The sequence below is a fragment of the Collimonas sp. OK307 genome (genome assembly GCF_900113705.1).
Lineage (GTDB): Bacteria > Pseudomonadota > Gammaproteobacteria > Burkholderiales > Burkholderiaceae_D > Collimonas.
Map to the genome: position 1 here is coordinate 38,522 of NZ_FOQI01000023.1, position 25,604 is coordinate 64,125.

Annotated in this window: 21 protein-coding genes; 2 read left to right on the forward strand and 19 right to left on the reverse strand. The window is 56.5% G+C overall.

Features of this window, described 5'->3' with window-relative positions; translation table 11 throughout:
• Positions 1-48: 48 nt before the first annotated feature.
• From BM205_RS22050 to wecB, 7 genes are all read right to left on the reverse strand, one after another.
• Positions 49-867, reverse strand: coding sequence for a hypothetical protein (locus BM205_RS22050; protein WP_175511355.1), 819 nt, complete (start codon positions 865-867; stop codon positions 49-51).
• Positions 864-1,949, reverse strand: coding sequence for a YaiO family outer membrane beta-barrel protein (locus BM205_RS22055; protein ID WP_092417010.1), 1,086 nt, complete (start codon positions 1,947-1,949; stop codon positions 864-866). Before BM205_RS22055 ends, BM205_RS22050 begins: the two co-directional genes overlap by 4 nt.
• Positions 1,946-3,799, reverse strand: coding sequence for a polysaccharide deacetylase family protein (locus tag BM205_RS22060; RefSeq protein ID WP_092417011.1), 1,854 nt, complete (start codon positions 3,797-3,799; stop codon positions 1,946-1,948). The genes BM205_RS22055 and BM205_RS22060 overlap by 4 nt, the downstream gene beginning before the upstream one ends.
• The gene (locus BM205_RS22065) at positions 3,796-4,845 is read right to left on the reverse strand and encodes a hypothetical protein (RefSeq protein ID WP_254784006.1); all 1,050 of its coding nucleotides are present in this window, start codon (positions 4,843-4,845) and stop codon (positions 3,796-3,798) included. Before BM205_RS22065 ends, BM205_RS22060 begins: the two co-directional genes overlap by 4 nt.
• On the reverse strand, positions 4,835-5,911 hold the full coding sequence (locus BM205_RS22070; RefSeq protein ID WP_092417013.1) for a bactofilin family protein: 1,077 nt from the start codon (positions 5,909-5,911) through the stop codon (positions 4,835-4,837). Before BM205_RS22070 ends, BM205_RS22065 begins: the two co-directional genes overlap by 11 nt.
• 2 nt (positions 5,912-5,913) lie before the next feature.
• Complete coding sequence (locus BM205_RS22075; protein ID WP_092417033.1) at positions 5,914-7,236, reverse strand: glycosyltransferase family 2 protein; 1,323 nt, start codon at positions 7,234-7,236, stop codon at positions 5,914-5,916.
• 190 nt (positions 7,237-7,426) lie between these two features.
• On the reverse strand, positions 7,427-8,611 hold the full coding sequence (wecB, locus tag BM205_RS22080) for a non-hydrolyzing UDP-N-acetylglucosamine 2-epimerase (protein ID WP_305763960.1): 1,185 nt from the start codon (positions 8,609-8,611) through the stop codon (positions 7,427-7,429).
• A gap of 431 nt (positions 8,612-9,042) precedes the next feature.
• Between wecB and BM205_RS22085 the strand changes: the two genes are divergently transcribed.
• The gene (locus BM205_RS22085; RefSeq protein WP_092417034.1) at positions 9,043-9,975 is read left to right on the forward strand and encodes a 2-hydroxyacid dehydrogenase; all 933 of its coding nucleotides are present in this window, start codon (positions 9,043-9,045) and stop codon (positions 9,973-9,975) included.
• Positions 9,976-9,984: 9 nt separating this feature from the next.
• Here BM205_RS22085 and BM205_RS22090 read toward each other — a convergent pair whose 3' ends face one another.
• The gene (locus BM205_RS22090) at positions 9,985-11,151 is read right to left on the reverse strand and encodes an ABC transporter substrate-binding protein (protein WP_092417015.1); all 1,167 of its coding nucleotides are present in this window, start codon (positions 11,149-11,151) and stop codon (positions 9,985-9,987) included.
• Positions 11,152-11,476: 325 nt separating this feature from the next.
• Here BM205_RS22090 and BM205_RS22095 point away from each other — a divergent pair, with 325 nt between their 5' ends.
• Positions 11,477-12,253, forward strand: a complete 777-nt coding sequence (locus tag BM205_RS22095) for a tyrosine-protein phosphatase (protein ID WP_092417016.1) — start codon at positions 11,477-11,479, stop codon at positions 12,251-12,253.
• A gap of 94 nt (positions 12,254-12,347) precedes the next feature.
• On the opposite strand, the gene BM205_RS22100 is transcribed toward BM205_RS22095, so the two are convergent.
• The 11 genes from BM205_RS22100 to BM205_RS22150 all read right to left on the reverse strand — a co-directional run bounded on the left by BM205_RS22100 (position 12,348) and on the right by BM205_RS22150 (position 25,255).
• Positions 12,348-14,450: a M13 family metallopeptidase gene (locus BM205_RS22100; protein WP_371326522.1), complete on the reverse strand. Its 2,103-nt coding sequence runs from the start codon at positions 14,448-14,450 to the stop codon at positions 12,348-12,350.
• Between the two features lie 94 nt (positions 14,451-14,544).
• Positions 14,545-17,235, reverse strand: a complete 2,691-nt coding sequence (locus BM205_RS22105; RefSeq protein WP_092417018.1) for a M1 family metallopeptidase — start codon at positions 17,233-17,235, stop codon at positions 14,545-14,547.
• A 277-nt stretch (positions 17,236-17,512) separates the two neighbouring features.
• Positions 17,513-17,758 (reverse strand): GlsB/YeaQ/YmgE family stress response membrane protein, encoded by a 246-nt coding sequence (locus tag BM205_RS22110; RefSeq protein ID WP_092417019.1) that lies wholly within the window; start codon positions 17,756-17,758, stop codon positions 17,513-17,515.
• Between the two features lie 207 nt (positions 17,759-17,965).
• A complete protein-coding gene (locus BM205_RS22115; protein ID WP_092417035.1) occupies positions 17,966-18,469 on the reverse strand; it encodes a DUF3761 domain-containing protein in 504 nt (167 codons plus the stop codon).
• 374 nt (positions 18,470-18,843) lie between these two features.
• Positions 18,844-19,881: a TonB-dependent receptor gene (locus BM205_RS22120; protein ID WP_092417020.1), complete on the reverse strand. Its 1,038-nt coding sequence runs from the start codon at positions 19,879-19,881 to the stop codon at positions 18,844-18,846.
• 72 nt (positions 19,882-19,953) lie between these two features.
• The gene (locus tag BM205_RS22125) at positions 19,954-20,322 is read right to left on the reverse strand and encodes a DUF2946 family protein (protein ID WP_092417021.1); all 369 of its coding nucleotides are present in this window, start codon (positions 20,320-20,322) and stop codon (positions 19,954-19,956) included.
• Positions 20,323-20,461: 139 nt separating this feature from the next.
• Positions 20,462-21,034 (reverse strand): YceI family protein, encoded by a 573-nt coding sequence (locus BM205_RS22130; RefSeq protein ID WP_092417022.1) that lies wholly within the window; start codon positions 21,032-21,034, stop codon positions 20,462-20,464.
• A 50-nt stretch (positions 21,035-21,084) separates the two neighbouring features.
• Positions 21,085-21,672, reverse strand: coding sequence for a YceI family protein (locus BM205_RS22135; protein WP_092417023.1), 588 nt, complete (start codon positions 21,670-21,672; stop codon positions 21,085-21,087).
• Positions 21,673-21,700: 28 nt separating this feature from the next.
• Positions 21,701-22,225 carry a cytochrome b gene (locus BM205_RS22140; RefSeq protein ID WP_092417024.1) on the reverse strand — a complete coding sequence of 175 codons (525 nt, stop codon included), beginning with the start codon at positions 22,223-22,225 and terminating at the stop codon, positions 21,701-21,703.
• 223 nt (positions 22,226-22,448) lie between these two features.
• A complete protein-coding gene (locus BM205_RS22145; RefSeq protein ID WP_092417025.1) occupies positions 22,449-23,528 on the reverse strand; it encodes a hypothetical protein in 1,080 nt (359 codons plus the stop codon).
• Between the two features lie 2 nt (positions 23,529-23,530).
• Positions 23,531-25,255, reverse strand: a complete 1,725-nt coding sequence (locus BM205_RS22150; protein ID WP_092417026.1) for a SulP family inorganic anion transporter — start codon at positions 25,253-25,255, stop codon at positions 23,531-23,533.
• Positions 25,256-25,604 lie beyond the last annotated feature (349 nt).

Here is a 25,604-nt window from a genome sequence, read left to right on the forward strand (position 1 = left end):
GTTCCGGGCCAGGGAGAATCTATCGAAGCGACTGCTCGCAGTGACGATTTATTCACGCCGCTTCCAGCTCATGGCCCAGGAATAGAAGCCGACCAATGCGCCGAACTGGACCAGGCTTGATCCAAGCAGGTAGATAACGGGATGCCAAAGCAGCGAATACTGCAGCATCACCCAGGCCGCGAACGTATATTGAAAAGGCGTCAACACAATCAGGTAGATCATCGCCATCAGCGACAGCAGGATCTTGCGTGGAATACCGAAATCGAAAATATTATAGAGCAGCCCATATATCCATGGCGTGAGCAAAATCAACACCATCGATGCCTGCGACAAAGCGGAAATGGAAGACGCCGACTGGTAGGGAAATTCCGCTGCCCAGAAATAAAAATAGAACTGGCTGGCCACCTGGATCATGGCCAGAACACGCAACGCATAAGACATCGGCAGCATGCGGACCGGCAGCAACGTGGTGCCAAGCAGGATTGTGATCGCAATCAACATGCCGGCCCACCACTGCAAAGGATTCGGTAGGGCCGCTTGAACGTAGGCGTAGGGGATAGATTGAATCCCGGGAAAAGATGCCTTATCCGATTTAAGCAATATTTCACCGCCAAGGCCACCGGCCCAGAATCTTATGATGCCGGCCCACAATTCGGCAATCAAAGGCCATGCGAGCAAGGTGCAAAAGAAAATAACAGTCGGCACCAGCAACACATCTGCCCATCGGCTGCGCGGGAAAGACAATCGTCGCAAGGCACGGTGAGTCTGTATCAATTGACCGCCGAAGCCGGAAAAACGGGGATTGACGCCGATGTGGCTGCGCGCTTCCGCAGGCAATCCGGTTGCGGCGTTTTTTTTCGGTTTCATCTGAAACTCCAGCGCCAGCCGAGAGTAAGCGAGAGCCGATCGTAGAGCGGGCTTTGGTAGTACTCCAGCAATGCAAGTAACAGACTGTCGCGGGTGATTCTCTGGCGCCACTGGATGCTGGCGGTATTGCTCTTGAAATTAACCAGTTCCGGGCCGCCAGGCAGTACCTTGTAGGTTTCCTTGGCGTGCTCATAGCGGACGATGATTGCGCGGTGATCATCATTGCCGAAAGTCGCGGCTATGTATTGGCTGGGGCCCAGTATCGTGCCAGGGTTAGCCCAGTTCAGGCGCACGCCACCCTCCATCACCAATCCGGTAAAGTAGCCGATGCCGGTAAACAGTAATCCCTGGTCGGCGCGCGCGCTTTCATTGCCTTTTGCGTAGTAGGCGCCGACGCCGGCGACATACTGCCGTTCACTGCCGAATTTCCGATAACCGGTTGTATCGACACGCCAGCTTGGAAACAAGGGACTGTTCCCGGTCCCGACGGCGACGGTACTGTAATAGTCTTCAGAGAAATCGTGGGTGAGCGAGACGTTCCCGTAGTTTCCCGAATAGCCGAAACGCGATTGTTGCGTCAATTCTCCCTGCACTACACCCGCGGATGTGACCATCATGCCGCGCAACGCTACCAAACGGGCATGGCCGTAGCCGTGCGTCATGTTGCCGTCGCCGCCGACCAGTTCCAGCGCGCCACGCTCGGGACCTAATTCCGAGTCTTTGCCTGCGAGGATGTCGGCCGATGCCCCCGGACCGGGGTTTTGGTCGAGTGCCACGGCCAGGGGAGCGGGGGCGACCGGTGCTGCTGCCGCTACCGGCATATTAGCGCCCGCAACTGCTGGCGCCATAGCAGGTGCGTTGCCGGCAGTTGGGGCTGGTTCGGCCGGTGCACCATACTGCGACAACAAGCGAGGGTGCAGGAAGCCAGACGATGGTATGGCGGCATCGATGCCAGTCGCTGCATGGGAAGAATAGGCGGCGGCGCCAAAAGATAGCCCTAATGCCGTCAGGGCCGTTTTCGCCCTCAGCGTCCTGTGGCGAGCTGATATCCGGATATCATCGTTACTAGTTGCAGTATTCAATGTTGGGCCTTCTTCATCAACGGTGTTGAAATGCGAAGTTGTTGTACGTCGCCGGCGATCACAGCCCAACTGTCGCCACGGCGTTCTATTTTTGCGTTGCCACTGGTTACCCGCGGCTCGGCATACAGCGATGCGGAAAATAACCAGGTCAGCTGATTCAATGAGGCGGTATTGGCAGCATCGATCACTACCGCATTATTGTCACTGGAAATATTCCATACAGTCTGTTCCCTGCGAGTCATGAAGTTAGCAAGATCTGTCATGGTGCGCCAGCGAAATACGCCTTTTTTTTCAGCTTTGTCGGCGGCCAGCATCAACTGGTTGATCGCATCGGGATACAGGACCGCGCCTGGCGGATGGAAATAAATCAGCCGTATCTGCCCGGTATTCTCTGTAAATCGCACCAGCGAGGTCAGCCAGCTGCTGATTTCACTTTCCGGAATATGCTCCGTGTAGGCCTCTTCGATGGTACTGATGTGGCCGTAAGTCTGTACCGGAAATGACCAGATGCGCTGGTCCCGGCGGCCGTCGCGATAGGTGTGGGTCGGCCCTTGCCCGATATTGCCGGTGAAATAGTAGGCCTGGACATTTTGCGCCTCCAGCCAATCGGTGACCCAGACCGGCTGGTTTCCGTTGGGTGCGGAATACTCGGTTTGCTCGTGTCCGGTCAAACGCCTGACGGCATCGGCATTTTGTTCCAGATAGGGAGTCATTTGCTGTTCATTACTGTCGGACACGTGTTTACCAAACCAGTCGTGTATCCAGCCGCCGTGACTGCCGATTTCATTCCCCTGTTCCAGCAGGGTCTGCAGTAATTCCCGGAATGCCTTGTTGTTGTTCAGGTCAACACCAAGGCCGTCGCCGAATTCGCGCTGATCCGGTCCGGCAGTGACGTGGATGCTGAACGGTCCGCGCGTGAATACGCCGGCCTTGATCAGCTGATCCATTGCAGGAATGCAGATCTTGGCGTCGCAGTGCCAATTCAAGACCAGGCCGCCGATTCCTTCCGGAGCTGCAGACAATTGCGGTTGTCCCATGATCCGGTGTGCAAAATAATGCAGGAAACCATGCATCAATATGCCGTCGGTTCGCAGCTTTAAATAACCCAGCGGCAAATTGACGAAGAGAACCTGCCCTTTGCCGACAGCGTGTTCGCCGGCAATCACGGTTTTTCCTGCCGCTTGCATGCGCACCGTGCCGGCATAGGAGCCTGCGGTGCGCAGGACAGGATAGCGCAAAGTATCCTCGCCGTAACCTGACAGGACCGCCTGGCCGGCGGTATCGATCCAACGGCCTGGCGGCAGGTATAGTGCTTCCATTATCTCCGCACTGCCAGAGATGGTTGGATGGAAAGACATCTTTTCGTGTAGCGTCTGATACATCGCGTAGTCTGTCCCGGCTAGCTTGGAAAAGCGCGATGCCGGCTCGGCATAATAGCCGTTTTCGTCCAATATGCCGGCATCGCCGACCAGCATCAAGGCTCCGCCATTTTCTACAAACTGGCTTATCTGGTTAACAAAAGCCGTGTTGATCTGGCGATGAATGGTGTCCGGTAAAATCACGCCGGCAAATGGCCGCTCGCCTTGCAGTCCGCGCCGCGAAAATTCCGACGCTGTAATTGTTTCCAGGCGAATCCCTTCTTCTGCGGCGCCATCAAGCCATGCTGCGGCATACAGCCGATTTGCATCGGATAACGTGTCCGGCAAGACCAAGGCAATCGCGTCGCTTTGCCATTGCGCCGGACTAATCCGATTGATGCGCACCATCCAGGTCGCGGCAGCACCAATGATCGCTGCCACCAGCAGTGTCAGCCCTATCTTGGACAGTTTGGGGAGATGTAATGCATTCATGATGGCGGCGGGGTTAGTGCTGGCTTTAGCGCATTTGTCAAACCGATGCGAACGCCTTCCTCGACAATGTTCCAGCGGCCGCCGGCGCGCCAGGCGTCGGAATTTTCAAGCCAGGTGCGGGCGGTTGCCAAATCACCGGTTTGGTATGCCGCCCAGGCGATTAGTCCCCACGGGAAATGATCGCTTGCACCGGCCAGCCATTTTTGACCGTAGCGTTCCATCCACACGCGCCAGTAACGTTCCCCGCTGGTTCCGGTGCGCAGGCCATACAGCCACAGGTAAACCGGCGCCACGGCATTGGGATAGAAACCGTAGGGTGTGGGCGGTACGCTGGCGCGCTCCGGTTCCAGGGCGCCATTTTGGTCGTAGCCATAATTGCGCTGCAGTCCTTGCAACATGCTGGCGCCAATCGGCAAGGCTGCCAGCTGTACTGCAAAGCGTGCTGTCGCCGAGCGATCCCGACGCAGGGTGTTCAGTGCGCCGATCACTTCGACATTGTCAGCAAAATAGGCAGGGCTGCCGCCGGACCGGGCGTGAAAAGTCTGTTGGGCAGGATTCCACAAGGTTGCCAGATGATCGAGAGATCGGGCGCAACTGGCAGCCAGCACCCTGTCTCCTGACAAAACTTCTGCCGCCAGCAGGCACCATAATGCATCGAGGGAATCGTCGGCGTCGGCAGGTCCGCAGGCGACCCAATCTGTCGCACCGCTGCGACAGATCCGAGGGAACGGGCCGTTCGCCTGCTGGAATGGCAGCAGCCAATGGGCAAAGGACGAGGTCAGGTCTGTTACGTCGACGCCCAGCCGATGCGCGGCCAGCAGCGCTTTGAGTGCAAAATAAGGTTCGACATAATCGCCTTTGGGGAAGACGGTGATAGCACCATCCGGCAAAATAAAATCGGCAAACAGGATTGCGCTCTGCATGGGCTGAGCTTGGTCCGCAGCTGTTGCCGTAGCCAGTGTCGGATAGCCGATACTCAAAGCACCGGCGAGCGCGCAGCACATTGATGCCAGCGCCTGTCTTGCCTTCCCCGTATCAAGCCGCATCAGGTATCTCCCCCGGTGCGACCGTTGCACCGTCTTGCGTGGTGATCACGCCGTGCACGATGCAGCCGGCGGCGATGGTCAATGTACGGCAGATCATGGTGGTAGGCGCATCGGGCGTGCCAATGCGACAATCGGGACCGATCATGATATCGTTTTGACTGATTACAGGGCCGAGCACCGAACAACCCTTTTCAAGCACGATGTCTTTGTTGGAAACAATGCTGCCGGCAACGCGGGATCGCTGTTCCAGGCGCAGGTCGCCATAGGTCTTGATGCTGCCGAATACCGTTGTGCCGGGAAGCACTCTATATGCTCCTCGAACTACAAAGTCGCCATTCCGGCTGGCATCCGGGGATGGTTCGGCGCCATCGTCCAGGACATGGCGCGTACGTACTGGCGGCGCTGAAGGCGCCGCCTCAGCGGTGTCGCCAGAAGTGCTGGAAGCGCCGAAGTACATGCTCGGCGCTCCTGCGCGCACAAATCGACTGCCGTCGGCAAAGTTTATTTCCTTGGTTGCGGTAATGCGGCCGTCAATCGATGCGTTGTTGCCGACCCGAATGTAGCGGGCATCTATCCAGCGATGGACCACCGTATTTGCGCCGAGATAGATCATGCCCTGCGCCGAGCAGGCGCGCAGGCTTGCTCCGACGCCAACCGCCAGATCGCCGACGGCAAACAGATCGGCCTGGTTATGGCTGCCGGGCGGCAAACGCGCATCGTGTACGAGAATCACGATGCCGTTGCTTTTCCGAAGTGCCTCCAATGTCTCGGGATGATAGTTGGCGTCGGTGTCATCGCCGAGACGTTGATGCACGATGCAGATATTGTTGCCTATGCTGTAGGTCAGTTCGGTTGGCAAGTCCTGCAAGTTCAGCAATTTGACGCCTGGCATGCTGGTAATGCGCGAGCGGAAGCTGTCCGCGAGATAGTGTAAATTATTTATTTCATTCCGGTGCACCGGCAACGGCGCGATGTCGGTAGGGCGCAGCCACTCGTTTACAGCAGGAATATACGGCACGAAAACGATCAGGATCACGCAGATTAACAGTAGCGTCGGGAAAGCCATGGTCAGGGTATTTTTTTGCTGAGTTCGACAGGAGAATTTGTCTGGGCGTTTTCAGATCCTGGGATGGATTCGTGGTTAAGTGCTGCCGACGCCATCCTGAATCGTTCTGTTTTGTGCCATATCAATTCGCGTTTCTGTATCAAATCCAAAATTTGGCTGATTGCAGCGCGTGTGATGGAGAACAGGCTGACCAGGAATCCGAATATATTCAACGGCAACAGGCGAATACGATTGCGATTGCCATCCAGGTAAGTGGCGGCCGCTATTTCAAAAAAAGCGGCGTTGGTGCCAAATGCGCCGTAAGCGACCATGCCGCTCAACGCCAGCCAGCCGAACAGCCATTGGTGCGAGGTCATGAAAAACTGGATGACGGTCAATGTCCAGCCGATGAGCAGCAACGGCGGCATGAGGAATACGCACAGCAGGAGCGCGCCGTCGATTCTTTCGCGCAAGCTGATCCGTTTGTTTTTAAGCAGCCCCGTCAGGTTGCGGCCCATTACCTGATTGTGGCCGCGCGACCACCTGCTGATTTGCCTGATCCGGACCGGCCAGACCTCAGGGACTTCTTCATAACATTCCGACCGGTTTTGGTAGACTGTCTTCCAGCCGTTTTGCAGCAGGCGGAAGGTGACGTCGGTGTCCTCTGCCAGCATGTCGATGTTCCAGCCGCCGATTTCCTCCAGCGCGCAGCGCCTGACGCCGCCGACAGTGCCGCCATATTGCGGCACCAGGCCCAGATTCATGCGTGCGGCCTGGTCGACCTGATAGCCGCCGGCCCGTTCCAGATCCAGCAAGCGGGTCAGCAGATTGGCGCCGGCATTGATGGGCACCACGCGGCCCATGATGGCGCCGACTTCAGGGTCGAAAAATGGCGCAACGAGTTGTTTTATCAAGCCGCGCGCGGGAATGTAATCGGCATCAAAGACAATGATGATTTCGGCCTGGATTTTCTCCGTTGCGTCGCGCAAGGCAGCCGCTTTTCCGGGGCGTCCTGCGCTGCGATGGAAAAGCATGAAACGATCAGGGTGGGCGGCGGCGATGCGATCGATGATGCCGCGCGTGCCGTCCGTAGAGCGATCATTCATGGGCATGATGATCAGCTTGTCGCGCGGATAGTCGACCTCGAGCAAGGCATTCAACGCATCCGCGATTACCCGCTCTTCATTGTGGGCGGCAACGCACACAACTACTTGCGGCCACGTCGCTTGTTCGATATCCAGATAGGGCTGGCGTTGCCGGCCAAACAGGCGATTAAGGGTGAACAGGTAATGCCGGATCGTGTAGATGACCAGTAAAAATATGATGCATCCGAGGATGGCTGTCATCAAATCCAGTTCGATCACGCGGGCGTCGAATCCGAGAGGCGCCGATCGTGCCTCGGTGGATATGGCGACAAGAGGAAGAAATGACCAGCGAGCAGTTGCGTGGGCGCGCCAGCCACGCAAAACTGTCTTGTAAAGAGTATGAGGTGAGTAACACATACACTATCCCTTGGAATGAGATCGGCTGTCTGGCTTACTGAAGGATCTTTGCTGCAAGGTGCGTTGCTTCTGCCGGCTTAAAATGTTCCGCGCCAAATTCCTTGATGGATCTCCCGCACAGGACATCGACTATCCGCTCCGATGCCCGGCCATCGCCGTAGGGATTGACCCGCCGGGTCGCCTGCTCCCAGGCGGCATCGTCGTCGTATAGTCGCGCAACCGCAGCGACGATGCGTGCCGAGTCGGTGCCGACCAATTGCACCGTGCCGGCGGTGACGGCTTCCGGACGCTCCGTGACGTTGCGCATCACCAGCACCGGCTTACCCAGCGATGGCGCCTCCTCTTGCACACCGCCGGAATCGGTCAAGATCACATGGGAGCGCTGCATCAGGCGCACAAACAGCAGATAGTCCAGCGGTTCAATCAGATGGATATTCGGCAGACGCGACAGTGCTGCCAGCACCGGTACTTGCACGTTTGGATTCAGATGCAACGGATAGACGATCTGTATATCCGAGCGGCGCGACAATTTCGCCAGCGCATCGCAGATCTCTGCAAATCCTGCGCCGAAGTTTTCACGGCGATGGCCGGTCACGAGCAACGTTTTCCGACCTGGCATCAGGTAAGGAAAATGTGTATCGAGTCGCTGGCGCAACTGCTCATCCAGCGCAAGCAGGCTGGTTGTCAGGCGCAACGCGTCAATCACGGTGTTGCCGGTGACTATGGCCCGGCCGGCGAGATGTTCCGCTGCGAGGTTGGTTTTCGCCTGCATGGTAGGAGCAAATAGCAGGTCGCTCACGACGTCGACATAACGGCGATTCATTTCTTCCGGCCACGGTTGTGTCAGGTCGCCAGTACGCAGACCGGCTTCAACATGTGCCACTGGTATATGCCGGTGAAATGCCGTCAATGCGGCCATCATGGCAGTAGTGGTGTCGCCATGCACGAGGATCCGGTCGGGCTTGACGGTATCAAGCACCGGGTCGAGCAAGGCAATCAGCCGTGCACCTAAATCGTTCAAGGTTTGGTTTGGCTGCATGACATCGAGACTGTAGTCAGCCTTGATTTCAAACAGGTCAAGTACTTGTTTCAGCATGAGCCGATGCTGGCCTGTGACGCAGACCACCGACTGGATAGCCGTTTCACGGCAAAGCGCCTTGACTACCGGAGCCATTTTTACCGCTTCCGGGCGGGTACCAAAGATAGAGAGAACTTTCAATTTGTACCCTCGACTAGTCGAGTTAACTTTCGCTCTGTCGAGATACATCTCGCCAGGTCCTTTGTTCTTCGTTTTTGATACCAATGCCGATCCGGCTCGGGGCGCCCCGAATGTGCAGGGAAAGTCACTGTCCGCAGTGGTTGCGGGAGCAATGACGAGTACAGAATTTTTATTTAGTTATCGATGCTATAAATTTCTTTTGGGAAATGTTTTTCCATTCTGAGAGACACTGTCAGATAATGCAAATTTTATGATGAAAATGATATTAATCATTGTTAAAGATTGTTAATTATCAATAACTCATTGAGTGAAGTGGCGTCGAGCAACTTCGGATCAAGCAGAGCTGTTGTTTCGCGGCTATCATGGCTGGCAATGCGCCGCTGGCGCAAATTGCCTTAAACACTTTTGCGCCGATTTTCGCCTATACCCCCATGCTTCCCACTCTTCTTGTTCTCAATCATTTTTCCGACCAAAATCTGCAACGCATCTCGCAAGATTTTCAGATCGTGTATGCCCCCACCGCCGAGCAGCGCAGCGCTGCTATCGCCAGCCACGCCGAGGCGATACGGGCTGTACTGACGAATGGCTCAGTCGGACTGCGCGCCGGGGAAATCGCAGCCTTGCCGAAACTGGAACTGGTTTGCGCGCTGGGAGCGGGTTTCGAAAACATCGATGTTGCGGCTGCGCGTGAGCGTGGCATTACCGTTTCCAACGGCGCCGGCACCAACGACGCTTGTGTTGCCGATCACGCCATGGGTTTGTTGCTGGCGACTGTACGCGGCATTCCGCAACTGGGTGTCGCGCTGCATCAAGGTATCTGGCGTGATGCCTTGCCTTTGCCGCCCAGCGTATCCGGCAAGCGCCTCGGGATTATCGGACTCGGCACCATCGGCAAGCAGATTGCGCGCCGTGCCGCGGGTTTCGACATGACGATCGGCTATCACAATCGTTCTGCGCGCGATGATGTGCCGTTCGCGTATTTCGCTTCGCCGCTGGAGTTGGCGCAATGGGCCGATTTTCTGATCGTCGCCACACCGGGTGGTGCAACCACCCGCCACATGATCAATCGTCCGGTGCTGGACGCTTTGGGGCCGCAGGGCTTTGTTGTCAATATTGCGCGTGGCAGCGTGATTGATACTGCGGCACTGGCGCAGGCATTGCGCGATGGCCGGGTGGCCGGCGCTGGTCTCGATGTCTACGAGAGTGAGCCGTTGCCGCCGGCTGAATTACTGGATTTGCCGAATGCGGTTCTGACGCCGCATGTAGCCGGATGGTCGCCCGAATCTGTGGCCGAGACGGTCCGCCTGTTTCTGCAGAATGCCAAGCTGCATTTTTCGGGACAGGCGGTATTGACGCCGGTTTGATCCTGACCGTCAATTCAAGAATTTCTTATCCTTGGTAATCATGGTCATCTCGACAAATTTCGAGCCGCTGTGATTGCTGCCGGTGAAATTGACATCGAAACCGCCGCCGTTGTAGTTCTTCACGTTGATCGTTTCCAGAGCCTTGACCAGTTTTGCGCGCGTCAGGTCCTTGCCCGCGCGTTTCAAACCTTCGACGAATACCTTGGCCGCTATGAACCCCTCCAGGCTGGAGAAATTGGGTTCTTTGACACCGTTTTTTTCCATCAGTTTGGTATATTCGGCAACCACCGGGATTGACGAACTCCAGGGAAACGGCACTACCTGCGAAATGACGACGCCTTCGCCATCCTTGCCCAGCGCATCGGACAATGCCTGGCTACCGACGAACGATACATTGTAGAACTGGCCGGTATAGCCGGCTTTGCGCATTTCTTTAATGTAAGCGGCGCATGATGTATAGGCGCTGATCTGGATGATCGCGGCAGGGCGTTTCGGCAAGATCTTGCTGACGGCCAGCTTGACGTCGCTGCTGTTACGTTCCACCGTGGCGGACTCGACCAGTTCCACATTCATCTTCTTCAAGGCACGCTGTACGCCTTCCAGTCCAGCGCGGCCATAGGCGTCGTTCTGGTAGAACACGGCAATATTCTTGATGCCGACGTTAACCAGCTTTTCCACCAGATGCTCGGTTTCATCGAAGTAGCCGGCGCGGATATTGAAGACCTGGCGATTCAGCGGATCGCGCAGCGACTGGGCGCCGGTGACCGGTGCAAAGAACGGTACGCCGGCTTGCGTGAAAATCGGCAAGGCGGCATTGCTGGTTGGTGTACCGACGTAGCCGAACAAGGCAAATACATCGTCCTTTTCAATCAGGAGCTTGGTATTGGCTGCGGCCAGGTCGGCTTCGTATTTGTCGTCGGCCTTGATGATTTCAATACGCCTTCCGTAGACGCCGCCTTGTTCATTGACAGAGTCGAAATACGCTTTGGCGCCGGCATTCATCTGAATCCCCAACTGTGCGGCGGGGCCGGAGAATGCGGCCGATTGTCCCAGCACGATTTTCTGGTCGGTGACGCCGGATTCCGCAAAACTGGCGGAGAACGGGCTGAAGACGCCGATTATCAAAGGAATTGCGAAGGATAGTACGGAGGATAAAAGATGACGTTGGAGTCGCATGTGCCACTTTCTTATGTTGATCAGGGGTTGCAACACCGAGCCGAGCATCAAGCCAGCACTACGGCGTTGCAACCATGCGTATTATAGATTTATTACCCGAGGAAAACAAAAGAAGAAGTGATTTTGACGGTAGTTGGCGTTTTTTCATCAGTGTTACTACGTAGTTACTTGCTCAAATATCCATGCGGTAGCATCCGACTGTGAGCGCACGGCCGAATTTGCGGTTGAATCTGACATAAAATCAGGAATAGATGCGCATCGTCACATTTACAAAAGGAGCTGCAATGCCGCACATCTCAATGCACATTAGCGAAAAATCGGGCCCATGCTGAGTTCTTCAGATGCGCAAGCGCAGGGCATGCAAGACGATCGCCATATCAGTTTTGAGGCAATCCGGAATATTCGCGACCTGGGCGGCTACCCGGCTGCCGGCGGACGCCGGATCGTGCCGGGAAGATTACTGCGCGGCGCCAATCCCGGGATGGCGTCTGCCGCGGATATCGACAAGCTCAAGAGTTACCGGCTGGATATCGTACTCGATTTCCGCACGGAGGCAGAAAAGCATTCGGCAGAGACGGCATTCGCCTCGTCTTTCAACTGGATTGCGGAGCCGGTCATGGTCGGCAATTTGTCGCAGGAGGTAATGCTGACTTTACTGCAGAGCGGTAATCCGGAAAACAGCCGGCAGTTCATGATCGATTTCTATCGCACCTTCCCGGTGCGCTATCAAGCGCAGTTCAGGCGCTTCCTGAAACTCGCGGAGCAGAACAACACCATGCTGTATCACTGCACCGCCGGCAAGGACCGTACCGGGTTTGCCAGTGCCTTGCTGATGGCCGCGCTGGGTGTCGAACGCGCTGCCATCATCGACAACTATCTGGAGTCGAACCGGTACAACGCTGCCGCCAATGCGCAGGTGCTGGCCAAGCTTTTCAAGGCGGAACTGGCGCCGGAGCTGATCGCGCCGCTGCTGAGCGTTGAGGCGGCTTACATGGAAGCGTCGTTTGTGTTGATCGATGAAGAGTATGGGGGCATGGATCAATACCTGCGTCAGGTGCTCGATATCGATGTTGAAAGAATCCGGGAAAATTATCTGGTGTAGGGTGGTACGTACTCGTGCCCGCGCGGACTTCTACGATCCAATAAAAAAGCCACCGACTATATCGGTGGCTTTTTAGTCATAACGATTACTTCTGTTACCACATAAGAACGCGTTGCTCCGGCGACAGATACATCTTGTCGCCCGGCTTGACGTCAAATGCACTGTAGAAGCCAGGCTGGTTGCTCAGCGTGCCGTTGCCGCGGAAGCGTGGCGGCGAGTGCGGATCGGTTTTTACATAAACGATAGCCTGCGCATCGCGCACCTTGCCGCGCCATACTTGCGCCCAGCCCAGGTACAAGCGCTGATCGCCGGTGAGGCCGTCGATTACCGCCGGTGTCTTGCCACCCAGGGACAGGTGATAAGCCTTGTAGGCGATGGTCAGGCCGGAGTTGTCCGCAATGTTTTCGCCTAAGGTCAGTTCACCGTTAACCTTGTAACCGGAAACCGGACTGTAAGCGCCGTATTGCGCTACCAGGGCCTTGGTCTTGACCGCGAATTTTTCGTGATCTTCCTTGGTCCACCAGTCGCGCAAATTACCGATCTCATCGTACTGGCTACCTTGGTCGTCGAAACCGTGGCTGATTTCGTGGCCGATCACCGCGCCGATGCCGCCGTAATTGACGGCGTCGTCAGCGTTGGCGTTGAAGAACGGTGGTTGCAGAATCGCAGCCGGGAACACGATTTCGTTGAACTCAGGGTTGTAGTAAGCGTTCACGGTTTGCGGCGTCATGCCCCATTCGGTGCGGTCGACCGGTTTGCCGAGCTTATCGATATTGCGCTTGAATTCAAACTGGTTGGCGCGCATCACATTGCCGACCAGGTCGTCGCGTTTGATCTCCAGGCTGGAGTAGTCGCGCCATTTGTCCGGGTAACCGATCTTCAGCATCAATGTCGACAATTTCTTTTGCGCCTGCTTCTTGGTATCGGCGCCCATCCAGTCCAGGCCGTCGATGCTTTGATGGTAGGCGGCGATCAGGTTGGCCACCAGTTTTTCCATCTTCGCTTTGTTCTCAGGCGGGAAAAACTGCTCCACGTAGAGTTGGCCTAAACCTTCGCCGATGCTGCCTTCCACCACATTGATGCCGCGCTTCCAGCGTGGTTCATTTTGCGGTACGCCACGCAGCACGGTACCCTTGAAGCCGAAATTCTGATCGACGTATTCCTTGGACAGGTCAGAGGCGTAGCTGCTCAGTACATGCCATTTGAAATACGCTTTCCAGACCGGCAGCGGGGTCTTTTCCAAGATCTTGTCGAGGCCCTTGATGTAGCTAGGCTGGCTGATCACCAGATACGACACCTTGTCTTTCAAACCGGCGCCGGCCAGGTAGCCGTTCCATTCGAAATGCGGTGCCAGCGTGTGCAGTTGCGCCAGTTCGACCCGATTGTAGGTCTTGACTGGATCACGATTCTGAACCTTTGTCCATTGCACCTTGGCCAGTTCGGTTTCCAGAGCGACGATGCTGGCGGCGTTTTTGCTGGCAGCCTTATCGCCGGACAAAGTCAGCATGGCTTCCACATGCGCCCGGTATTTGGCCAGCGTGTCTTTCAGCTTGGCGTCGTCGGCTTTCAGGTAATAATCGCGATCCGGCAGGCCGAGGCCGCTTTGACCGAGATCGGCGATGACTTTGCTTGAGTCTTTAGCGTCCTGGTGAATACCCAGATCGTAAGGCGCACTGACGCCGATGCTGTTCAGGTGGGCGATCAGGCCCGGGATCTGTTTCTTGTCTTTCAGGGTGTCGATCCTGGCGAATTCCGCGTTCAGCGGCTTGACGCCAAGTGCTTCCAACGCCGGTTCATCCATGAAGCTGGCGTACAGATCGGCGATTTTTTGCTGGTTGGAGCCGGGCACGATGTTCTTTTCGGCGCTGACAGCGTCGACGATTGTGTGCAGCTGGTTCAATGAATTTTCGCGCAACTCATAGAACGCACCCCATGACGACTTGTCGGCAGGGATTTCGGTTTTCTTGAGCCAGCTACCATTGACGTAGCTATAGAAGTCGTCCTGAGGGCGTACCGTCAGGTCGGCATTCTGCATGTCGATACCGCTGACTGGCTTCGCGGCGGTGACCGCAGCAGCAACGGTGCGGGGAGTTTGAGCGAAACTGGCGGTGGAGACGGTATAGCCGGCCACCATGGTCAGCACTGCTGCACAAATGAGAGAGCGTTTCACGAGTAAATAATCCTTATGAGAAGTCATCGGAAAAAACAGCCTTGTAAGGCATTCTATAAAACTACTTGAGTTCTGTTATACGCGGGACTTAGCATAGCTGCATTGTTCCATTATTCTGTCATCAGCGCAGAATCGCTTCCGGATTTTGCTTATCGCGTAATGCGGTGCATAACAAAGTCTGTTCGCGGGTTTGCGCCAGGCCGCGTTCGGCGCCAGGCAGATGTTCGAGCAAAGGCTGGAAAAAGGCTGTCAAGCGATCTGCTTCACCTTGCGAGCAGCTGTCGCCGGCAACCAGCCCGGGCAATCTGCTGCCGGACATTTCACCGCTGCGCTTGATCAGCTGCACGTAGTTGGCGGTAAACCACTTCCACATCGCATCGCGGCCTTCGCCATCTTCCCGGCTGGCGCGCAACAAGGTACTCATCTCGCCGATTTTGACGCGTGGATCCAGCGCCAGGTTGCGGGCACGTTCAGCGTTGCCGGCAGCCGTGGCAGAGCCCAGGCCTGCCAGCATCGCCATGCGTTGCGCCGGTTCGCTGGTGGCGCCGAGCGCCTTGATTAATACGTCGATGGCGTTGCTGTCGTCATCTTGCATGCTGACCGCCAGTACCGAACGCAACAGGTCCGGGTTGGCGGCATCCAGATTGAGCCGGCCATCGGCATTAGGCAACAACGCCTGTTTACCTTGTACCAGCAGAGCATGCCGTACCTCGGGCAATTTGATGTCGAGCGCCAGGAAATCTGCCAGTGCAGCGCGTAACAGGGCATCGTCCTGGCTTTCATTGACGCGCCGTTGATAGCCGAGTTTTTGCAGCTGTGGCAGATACAGCTTGCGTGCCAATTCAGTCAGGCGGACGCGCTGGGTGTCGCTGCGCACTTCGTATTTGGATAGCCATTTGAGTGTCGGAATCAGCGCTGTCACCACCTCGCGCGTGTCCGATTTAGCCAGGCGCGGCGCCGCTGCCAGCACCGCTGCTGCATCCAGGTCGCCGCGGCCGAAGCCGGCGTTGATGGCGTCAGCGTATGCCAGCTGCTCGGTGTCGGGCAGCTTGTCAATGTTATCGGTCAGGCGCGCCAGATCGTTGTGCGCCATGTTAAAGCGGTAGTAGCCGGCGGCGTCGGCATTCGGCATATACCAGCTGCTGGCAGATGCCCCTTGCAGCACCATCTGGCCTTGTTCCTGATCCAGCAATTCGCATTGTGTCTTGGCGTTGCCGCCGGCGAGGCTGTAACGTACGCACACCGGAATGCCCCACAGGCGCTTGGCTTCACCAGTCGAACCCAGCGGCAGGTAACGTTGCTGTTTCAAATGCAGTACCGCTTTGCCGTTTTCCCAGCTGAGCGCAGTATCCACCAGTGGCACTCCGGCTTGGTCGAGGAAACTTTGCATTGCTTTGGCCAGGCGCTCATCTTTGCCGGAAGCTTTGGTCAGCGCGGCGATCAGGTCATCGGCGGTGGCGCTGGAAAACTGATGTTGCTTGATATATGCCCGCACGCCCTTGCGGAAAGTATCTGCACCAAGGTAACGCTCGAACATGTTCAGTACGGCCGCGCCCTTTTGGTAGGTGATGCCGTCGAATGCCGTTTCGATATCGCCGTTGCCGGTGATCGGCTGGCGGATACGGCGTACGCTAACCAGGCTATCGTTTTGCATGGCGTAGTTGGCGCCGCCGATCAGCTCCAGGTCGGCACGGTATTCCGGATGCAGCTGTTGCGTGATCTTGCTTTGCATCCAGGTGGCAAAGGCTTCGTTCAGCCACAGGTCGTCCCACCATGGCATGGTGACCGTATCGCCGAACCATTGATGCGCCAGCTCGTGAGCGTTGACATTGAACGAGCTGCGCACATTGTGCGCCGGCGAATTGGCGTCGAGCAGCATCAGGTAATCGCGGAAAGTCACCAGTCCCGGATTCTCCATGGCGCCGGCGGCAAAGTCTGGCGCTGCCAGTAAATCCAATTTGTCGAACGGATAGCCGAAGCCGAAATAGTCTTCCAGCGCAGCGATGATGGCTGGCGTCTCCGCCAACGCCGGCTTGATACGTTGGCCTTCACCCTTGGGCGTGATACCGCGCAGCGGTGTCGCGTGAGGGCGCCATTGCGTCGCCGGAATTTCCGGGCCGTTCACTACGTCCCACGGGCCGACGGCAAACGCCACCAGATAAGTCGGTAATGGCTTGGTGGTGGCAAAGCTGAGCTTGCGCCAACCGTCTGCCAGTTTCTGTTCCCGGACTTGCCGGGTGTTGGCGACGGCAACCTGGTTTTCAGGTACGGCCAGGCTGAGCGTGAAAGGCGTCTTGAATGCCGGTTCGTCGAAACCCGGGAAAGCATAGCGTGCGCTGATCGCCTCCATCTGCGTGATCACATACGGCTCGCCTTGGCTGTTGACCTTGTACACACCTTCCAGCTGTTGATTGAACGGCGCGCTGTACTCCAGCATTACGCTATAGCGTCCGGCCGGCAGCGTCTGGCCGAACTCAAGTGTGGCGACGCCTTCCTTTTTTGCCGCTACCTTGTATTCGGCGGTGTAAATTTTCTTACTGCTATCGGTAAGCGTGACTTTGCTGACGCTCAAATCGTGGCCGTGCAGCCAGAGATGGTCGGCAGCTTGTTTCAGTTCGATGTCTATGGTGGCGTTGCCGGAGTATTCAGGCTGATGCGGATCGACGCGAAAATCGAGCTGATAAGCCAGCGGTTGAACCCAGCGCGGTAATTTCCCCAGTGGTGCAGAATCATCCGGAGTCGCCGCTGCAGCGTTGAATGATGCGATGCTGATAGCGAGAGCGGCTAACGTGAAACGACGGATAGTACACATCACAGTTGAAATCCTCCCAAATTTGGTCTTGGGATTCTAGCGTGCGCTAGGCCGATTCGCTAGGAAATAGTATGAATATAAATAGGCAAAAATGATTTTCCCGATGCGCTCGCCGCATATGCGCTTGTTTAGTGCGCGCCAATGCCGGCGCGGCTGTCAGCTTGTCTTATCTGGAATAAGTAAAGGTGATAGAGCGCAAATAAAAAGCCGCCTCGAAAATTGAGGCGGCTTTTATTCAAACTACTATGCAGTCTGACTACGCGGATTTTTTATTTGTTCATGCGCGCTTAATAAGCCGCAGAATGAACAGCAAGATCACAGCGCCTACGGTGGCTGTCACAATCGATGCAATCCAGCCGCCGCCAACATGGATACCCAGGACGCCGGCCAGCCAGCCGCCGATGAAGGCGCCGACAATACCAACGATGATGTCAACCAACACGCCGAAGCCGCCGCCTTTAACCAGGACACCAGCCAGCCATCCGGCAATCGCGCCAATTATCAACCAAGCGATAAAGCCCATGATATTTCCTTTCAAAGTTGACCATCTTTAGACTACCCGGCAAGAGTAGCGTAAACAGCTATAAAGATAGTCGTCCAATTGTTAAAGATAGATAAACCCGGAAGGCGATTTTATCGGTCGCGGTATCGCGGGGTTTTTAAGGGGGGGGTTATAATCGCGGGCCAGAAAAGACAACAGGGCCAGCGATGGCCCTGTTGTGACTGGCTCTTAGCTACAAGCTTTGCCGTGGTCGGCATGCGCGCCCGCTGCCTTGGCAGCGGCTTCTGTCATGTAGGAGCCGACCTTTGTGGTGCCATAGTATTTGCTGCCTTGGCAGTGATATACCTTGCTGCTGGTGTTGACCCAGACTTGGCCTGGGCCGCCGCCGGCTGCAGGAGTTTTTGCTGCAGCGGCTGGTTTGCCCATGGCTGCCGGAGCTGCTGCAGGAGCGGGTTTAGCCATGGCTGCAGGAGCCGCGGCCGGTGCTGTTGCAGCTGGGGCGGCAGCAGCAGCTGCGGGAGCGGCCGCAGCTGCTGCAGGTGCAGCGGCATACCAGTCTTTTACGCCCTTATGACCGGCGCAAGCACCTTTTTTGGTAGCGTTGGAGGAGTAGGTGCCATCTTTGCACATGCCGGTGGTGCCGGCTGGCGCTGCTGCAGGTGCCTGGGCATAGCTGGCGACGGAAGTCAGTAAGGCTGCTGCAACTGCTGCTGAAATAAACAATGCTTTCATTTTTTTCTCCATGGAGTAAGTAATGCCTGTGTGGCCGTCTGACTGGCGCACGCTTTGTTTCGTTATGTCTACTTCAATCTGTCTACCCGCGGCACCAATCAGCAAATAAGCAATATGTTGTGCGCCGCACCTGGCAATCTGACCGAGGTAGGTAATCAACGCGGTCAGATTGATAATGGCTGACATAACTATCGATACAATTGAAAACAATTGTGATATTTCTACTGTATGCCCTTGATTTTTGTCGTTTTGATGCATTCCAGGCAATATTTTGTTTGCAAGATGAATGTCGGGAAATATTGTTGAAAGATTATTTATTAAAAACGCAAGCCGCCGCTAAGCGTCAACTTGCGTTGCAGATTGCGCATGCCTGGCTAGAATGCGTAGCGTGCGCCTACGGTTGCCGTGTAGCGTGGGGCGAGTTGCACACCGTTGACCTTTTGGTAGACCGGTAATTGCATAAAGCCGTACAGCGAGATTTGCTGGTTGAGCGGCACCGTGATTCCAGGACTGAGATAGACCAGGGTGCCGCCGGTGCTGACCATGTCGGCATTGGCGCCGACATCATGCAATACGCGTCGCACGTTCAGCTGGATTTGCGGCGTGAAGCCGGTGCTGCCCATGTAGCGGAGGCCCAGGTTCAGATTGGCGCCGTCACCGGGACGATATTGATCGCTGGAATTCAGCGCTTTCTGCACGATCCCCTGGACGAAGTAATCCCAATCCTTGTTCAGCGTATCCATATAGTAGGCGCCGAGAATGGCATCGGTGGTGCCGGTGCCAGGTTGCAGGGCGCGATCGACAGGCGCCGGCCCGGGCGCAGCAGGATCGGTCGACGTGCCGGTATCGGTATGGCTGCCAGTGGGAAGTTTCAGGCCGAACAAGACGCCGAAATTATGCTCGGGCGTGAAACCTTGGTAGCGGCCGATAAGCTTGATATCGCCAATGCTGGAAGTGCGCGAGTCGTACTGGCCGCCGCCATCGCCGGGCGTGATGCCGTCCGACGCCGTACCCAGCGTGCTATGGCTACGCATGATGTAAGGCAGTTGCAGATTGATACCCCAGCTCGGATTGAAGTTGTAATCAAGGCCTAGCGTCAAATAATTGTTACGCGTGTACTTCTCGACTTCTTGCGGATCGCCGTTATTGGAAATCTGGCTGGCGGCGCCCGGCGAAATCTTGCCGGTGCCGCTACGCAGTTGATCCTGGTTCAGGTAATCGTAGCGGATGTCCATCTTCAGTCCGGAAGAGCTGCTGATGCCGAGGTTGTCCCAGTCAGAACTGAGGGTGCAGCCACAACTGGCGCAAGCCAGGGCTGCATGAGGGAATAGTGCAGTAAGTGTGAGGACAGCAGAAAGCGCAGCAAGCGGCGCTACTGCCGGCCGGATGCGGTGGCGTGATGGCGTGGCCATGGTGTTCCTTGGTTAAGTTGTAAGGCGTAAAGGCCAACTTCCATCCATGGGAGTTGGCGCTAGCTGACAAAATCAAGAAAAGACCGGAGGGCCGCGTGATTGCGGTTTGAGCCAGACTACGCTGGTGTGCGGGGGGAATACGGTTGGCGCCAGGTCGACGCCTTCGCTGGCAGGGGCCTGCCATAGGCCCAAGCTGGGTGGTAAGCCGATATCTGCCGCATGGATGAAGCACAGCAGGCAGTGACCCTGGTGATCCTGGTCAGGTGTTCCGGGCTTGCCGGAGTCTGGCGCTTTTACGTGTCCGGCAGTGCTACATAGTTCGCCCAGTCCCAGCGGCTGCCCATGGGCGGCAGGCAGCAGCTGCACCACGCTAGGCAGCAATGCTGCAAACATGGCCAGGCAGACGGCAAGCTGACGCAATGAGCGGGGCAGGTAGAACATGGGCGGGGTGTCACTGGTTGGCTGTTTGCCGATGTGGCAAAGTCAGCTGCATCAAAGTACCCGTATGGTAGCGCTTCACTACAGAGGCGGCAAGCCGGGTAGCGCAATGCCAGCCGGCTTGCCGCGGCTGGAACCTGATTTAATTGGTCTTGAGCGCTTCGACCTGGATCGCCAGCTTCACTTCCGAAGCAAATTTCGGCAGGCCATAACTGATGCCGAAATCGGCGCGATTGAATTCAGCGGTCGCATCGGCGCCGCAGACTTCGCGTTTGAGCATCGGATGCGGGATGCATTTGAAGGAATTGATGGTCAGCTTGACCGGCTTGGTAACGCCGTGCAAGGTCAGTTCGCCATCCACTGAAACCGGCTTGTCGCCGTCGAACTTGATCGAGGTGCTTTTGTAGGTGACGTCAGGGAATTTCGTCACGTCGAACATGTCCTGGCCTTTAGCGTGCTCGTTCATCTTGGCCATGCCGAAGTCGATGGTGCTTGGATCGATATGGATATCGATGGAGCCGGTCTTGGCGGCGCGATCCAGGGTTACCGTACCGCTGGTTTTTTCGAATTTTCCGCGCCAGACGGAAATGCCCATATGGTCAGCCGCAAAGCTTGGATAGGTATGTGCCGGGTCGATAGTGTAAGTGTCTACCGCTGCGAACGCGCTGGCTGCGCTGGCAGCCAGTAGGGAAGCGATGATGAGCTTGAGTTTCATTGTCGATAATCCTTTTCAGTGGGGGAAGTGTTTTTTACTTAAATTCTTACTTAATTCGCTACAAGATGAAACTTGATGACAATTTCGTCCGCCACCATGCTGGTGTCTTTCCACTCGCCTTCACCGATATTGTAGGTAAGGCGCTTGATCGGCAAATTGCCTTCAAAGACCTGGGCGCCGCCCTCTTTCTTGACGCTGAGAGGGAAGCTCACATCAGTGGTTTTTCCTTTGATGGTCAGCTTGCCGGCAACGTCGTATTTGCTGCCGGCAGGTGCGCCTGCGCTGGCCCTGATCGAGCTGGCGACAAAGCTGGCCTTGGGAAACTGCTGGGCGTTGAACCATTCTTTCTTCAACACTTCTTTATTGTATTCAGGGTCGCCCAGGTCGAAACTCGGGATGGCGATATCGACGCTGGCTTTCGAGGTTTCCGGCTGCGCGCTGTTGAAATCGATTAGCGGCGTGAATTGCTTGAACTTGGCTTCCACCGGCACGTTCATCTGCTTAAACACGATGGTGACATTGCTCTTGGCCATATCGGGTTTCAGGGGAGCTGCGATGGCCGACCAGCTGGCGCCGAGGGCGATCAGGCCGAATGCGGTAGTACGCAATGTATGCGACAGGAAACGCGTAGATGTCATGAAATGTTCCTTTTGAGGAAAAATGTGTTTAAGGCAGCATGCGTTTCAGCACGCCGTCGCGATCGATGAAGTGATGTTTGAGTGCCGCCAGTACATGCACCGAAACCGCGCCCAGCATGATCATGTTGAGCGTGTAGTGAACCAGTTTCAATATTGGTTTCAAATCCGGATTAGGCGCTATCAGCACCGGCAATGGAATGATGCCGAGGTAGCTTACCGGCACGCCCGATGCCAGGCTGTAAAAATAGCCGGAGATCGGCACCGCGAAAATCAGGATATATAAAAGAATGTGCAAGGCATGCGCGGCGTGCTGCTGCCACGGTTGCATGCTGTCCGGGTACGGTGGCGCCCCCTGCGTTTTACGCCAAATCAGACGCAGGCAGGCAAGGCCCAGCACCGTTACACCAAGCCACTTATGCCAGGAAAAGTACTTCAGCTTGGTCGGCGTCAGGCCCGGGATATCGACCATGGTCAAGCCCAGGGCAAAAGTCGCAACGATGAGGATTGCGACCAGCCAGTGCAGCACAATGGCTGGAGTTGTATAGCGTTGCATAAATAAGGGTGTGAAAGATCGGCGTAAAGATAGACGTAAGCGAGTTAATCAGAGATGATGAGACTCATAAAGCTTCTATGAGTTTCACATATTCGATAATTTTTTGTCAACTTATCGACTGACTCGCTATAGTATCGGAAATTCTTAAATGGTGTTTGCGGCGGGCAATAAGTTGCCAGTGGCGGTCCGTCATGCCTGCTTACTTACTCACTTACTTGCTCACTTATTTACGGCGATAAATGCCTTCCTTGGAAGGTGCACCATCAAATTCATCCTGGAGCGCGTAGAGCGAGATCGCTATCCTGCCGGGCATTTGCGTAGAAGAAATTTGCAGCCGATCAATTTGCACGCCCGAGATCACACACTGGCTATTCGGGGCGAGTTGCAGCCGCACCCTTGTATTACGGCTTTCCAGGACCGAGAACCTGGCTTTGTTGCAGGCGATGGCATCAGCCGCATTGGCAAATATAGTCACCGGATCACCTGCATTGATTTCGGCATAGGGTGATGGCGTGGCGCTGGTCGGCAGCCATGCGCCCATCGCCCAGCCAGGTACTACCGGCGGTGGGGCGGGAGCTACTGCCGGGGCAGGCGGCGCAGGAGGCGCGACATCTGTCGATGCAATGGCTGTTTCTGCCGTCGCTACGAGTGGCACTGTGTCCGTTGCAAGCATCGCGGCCAGTTCGGTTTCGGCTTGCGGGGCCGGTGTCGAGACAGGCTCCGGAGCAGGCTCTTGCGCCACCGGTGCCGGCATTATCGGGGTTTCTACAACGGATGCCGCAACCGACGGCGGCGTGACTTGGCGGGTCTCGACTGCGACTGGAGCTGCGGCAAGCGCGGCTAGCTGATTACCGGCCGGCGCAGCTGATGCTGCCGTAGCTACCGGTGCTGTCGCCACGACAGGCTCAGCTTGTGAGGCCGCTGACGAATTTGCCCCGGGAGTTACGCCAAGCAAGGCCGGCAGCAATTCCGTGGCGGTTTGTCTTGACATGGAAATCTCCAGTTGCGGCGTGTCCAGGACACTTTGGACGCGCGACGTGCTGACCGCTTTACCGTTGATGATCAACGTCAGATCCTGCCCCAGCGCGGCGCCGCTAGCCGCTGCCATACGCTGCTGGGCGTCCTGGCTCAGCGTCACCTCCAGTGTGATTACATCCGGATTGGCGCTATAGGTATTTTTGATATTCAGGCCGATTTCGGTGAAATCACCTGGAGAAGAAAAGGCAATCTCTGCTGCATTCACTGCAGTGGTTGTCATTGTGGCGCATAGCGCGGCGGCCAATATTTTCCAGGATGCTCGCATGATTATTCTCCAGTTCGGATTACGGTAGTTCGGTCTGTAGCCTGCTGGGCAGTCGGTGTTGGTGTCGGCGCCAATGCCAGATGCACCGCTTCGGCTACGCTCAGTGCGCTCAGTGACTCCACGGGAAAGCCGGGAGCAACCGCACTTTTCATGCAGTCGTACACCGGATCTTTGAGGCGCGCCAGCAACAGGCGCAAGCTGCGGCTGCTGGCGAATTCGAAAAAGTCGTGCAAGCCTTCCAGGCTCGAGCTGTCCAGGTCCGGCGATTCTTCCAGGCTGAGAATGACGGTGTGTACCGGTGGCGCTGCGGCCATGATGTTCTGGCGTGCCTGGCCCAGTATCCGTTCGGCGTTGGCAAAAAACAGCGGCTCGTTGGGGCGCAGGATCATGATGCCGGGTATCGCCTGCGCTTCCGGATGGGTGCGTACGTTGACGTAGTCATGGCCTTGTCCGAGCCGGCCCAATACCGAGATGGTCGATTGCGAGAACTGCCGCAACATCATCAGCAGGCTGATCGCGATCGAGGCTAGCAAGCCGTCCAGCACGCCAAGCAGCAGTACCGCAATGACCGAGGCGACGACTACCAGGCGGTCGCGGCGCCAGCGGAAATAAGGGCGGAAGATGGCGGGGTTGAGGGTATGGCCGACGGCGTGAATCACGATCGCGGCGAGTACCGGTTCCGGTGTCAGGGCGATTGCAGGCAACAGCGTCAAGACGATCGCCAGCATCACCAGCGCCGCCACCCAGCCCGACAGGCGCGAGGTGGCGCCAGCGGCTTCGTTGGCGGAGGTAGCGGAGTAGCCGGCGCCGACCGGCATCCCGTGGAACAGGCCGGATAGCAAATTGGATGCGCCTAGCGCCAGCAAATCGCGGTTAGGCGCCACCGTATCGCCATGTTTGATGGCGAAGCTGCGAATCGAACCATACGATTCGGCATACAGGATCATGCCCATGGCAAAGCCCAGTTCGCCCAGGCGCAGCCAGTCGGCGCGCGAGAGTGTGGGCAAGGTTGGCGTCGCCAGTTCCAGATGGATGCTGCCCACCAGGCCAACTCCGTACTGGGTTAAATGCAACCACTGGCCGGCAGCAACGCTGATGACGATCACCAGCAGCGCGCCCGGTACGCGGCGCAGGCGCGCAAACAGATATAGCAAGACCAGTGCTATCGCCATCACGGCGACGCTGATCCAGTTCCAATGGGCGATCTGCGCCACCATTTCCGGAATGAAGCGGGTCATGTCGCTGTGTTCGGGATGGGCGCCGACGACGCTGGCAAACTGCTTGAGAATGATGACAATCGCCAGGCCAAAAGCGAAGCCGCGCAACACCGGTTTGGCGATGAAATCGGTGACACTGCCCATGCGGGCTAGTCCGGCCAGCAGGAAAAATAGTCCGGTAATCATTACCAGGCCGATTGCCAGCGTCATTCTCAGGCCGACGTCGCCGTTTGCCATGGACGCCGTGGCTGCTGCCAGCACCGCTGCCGAGGAGGAGGTGGCGGAAACGATTGCAAATCGGCTGCTGCCGAATAAACCGTAGCAGAGCAGGCCGGCAAACAGGGCGATCACACCGGTCTGGGGTGGCAGATTGGCGATGCTGGAATAGGCTACGGCTTCGGGGAGTAGCAGTCCGGCAATCGACAGGCCGGCGATTACGTCCGCCATGGATACCCGTTTGGCGGGTGGCGGCGGATCGAGGTCGGCGTGTTGTGATGGTGCAGCGCTCATGCGCCTCCCTGGCGATGGGTTTGTATTTTGATTTTATGCTGTTTTGGCAAGTATGCGAAGGTGGGAAGATGGCTCTTACCTCAATCAACTAACCAATCGGCTTAGTTGATTCTATGTCAAATAGCATGCGTTGTGATGGCGCAACTACATACAGTAGTTAAATGGGGTCAGTTTTTTTTCGTGGTGTTTGCGAAAATTACTCTGACCCCTTTTAACGGCCCACGGAGTACATGTCGTTGCATGCGACGAGGGTTCGTCGTTAATTAAAACGGTAGCTACTCCGTGGGGACGTGCGCCGGGGGTAGCCCGGCAGCTAGTCACTTTTTCTTGCTTCGCCAAGAAAAAGTAA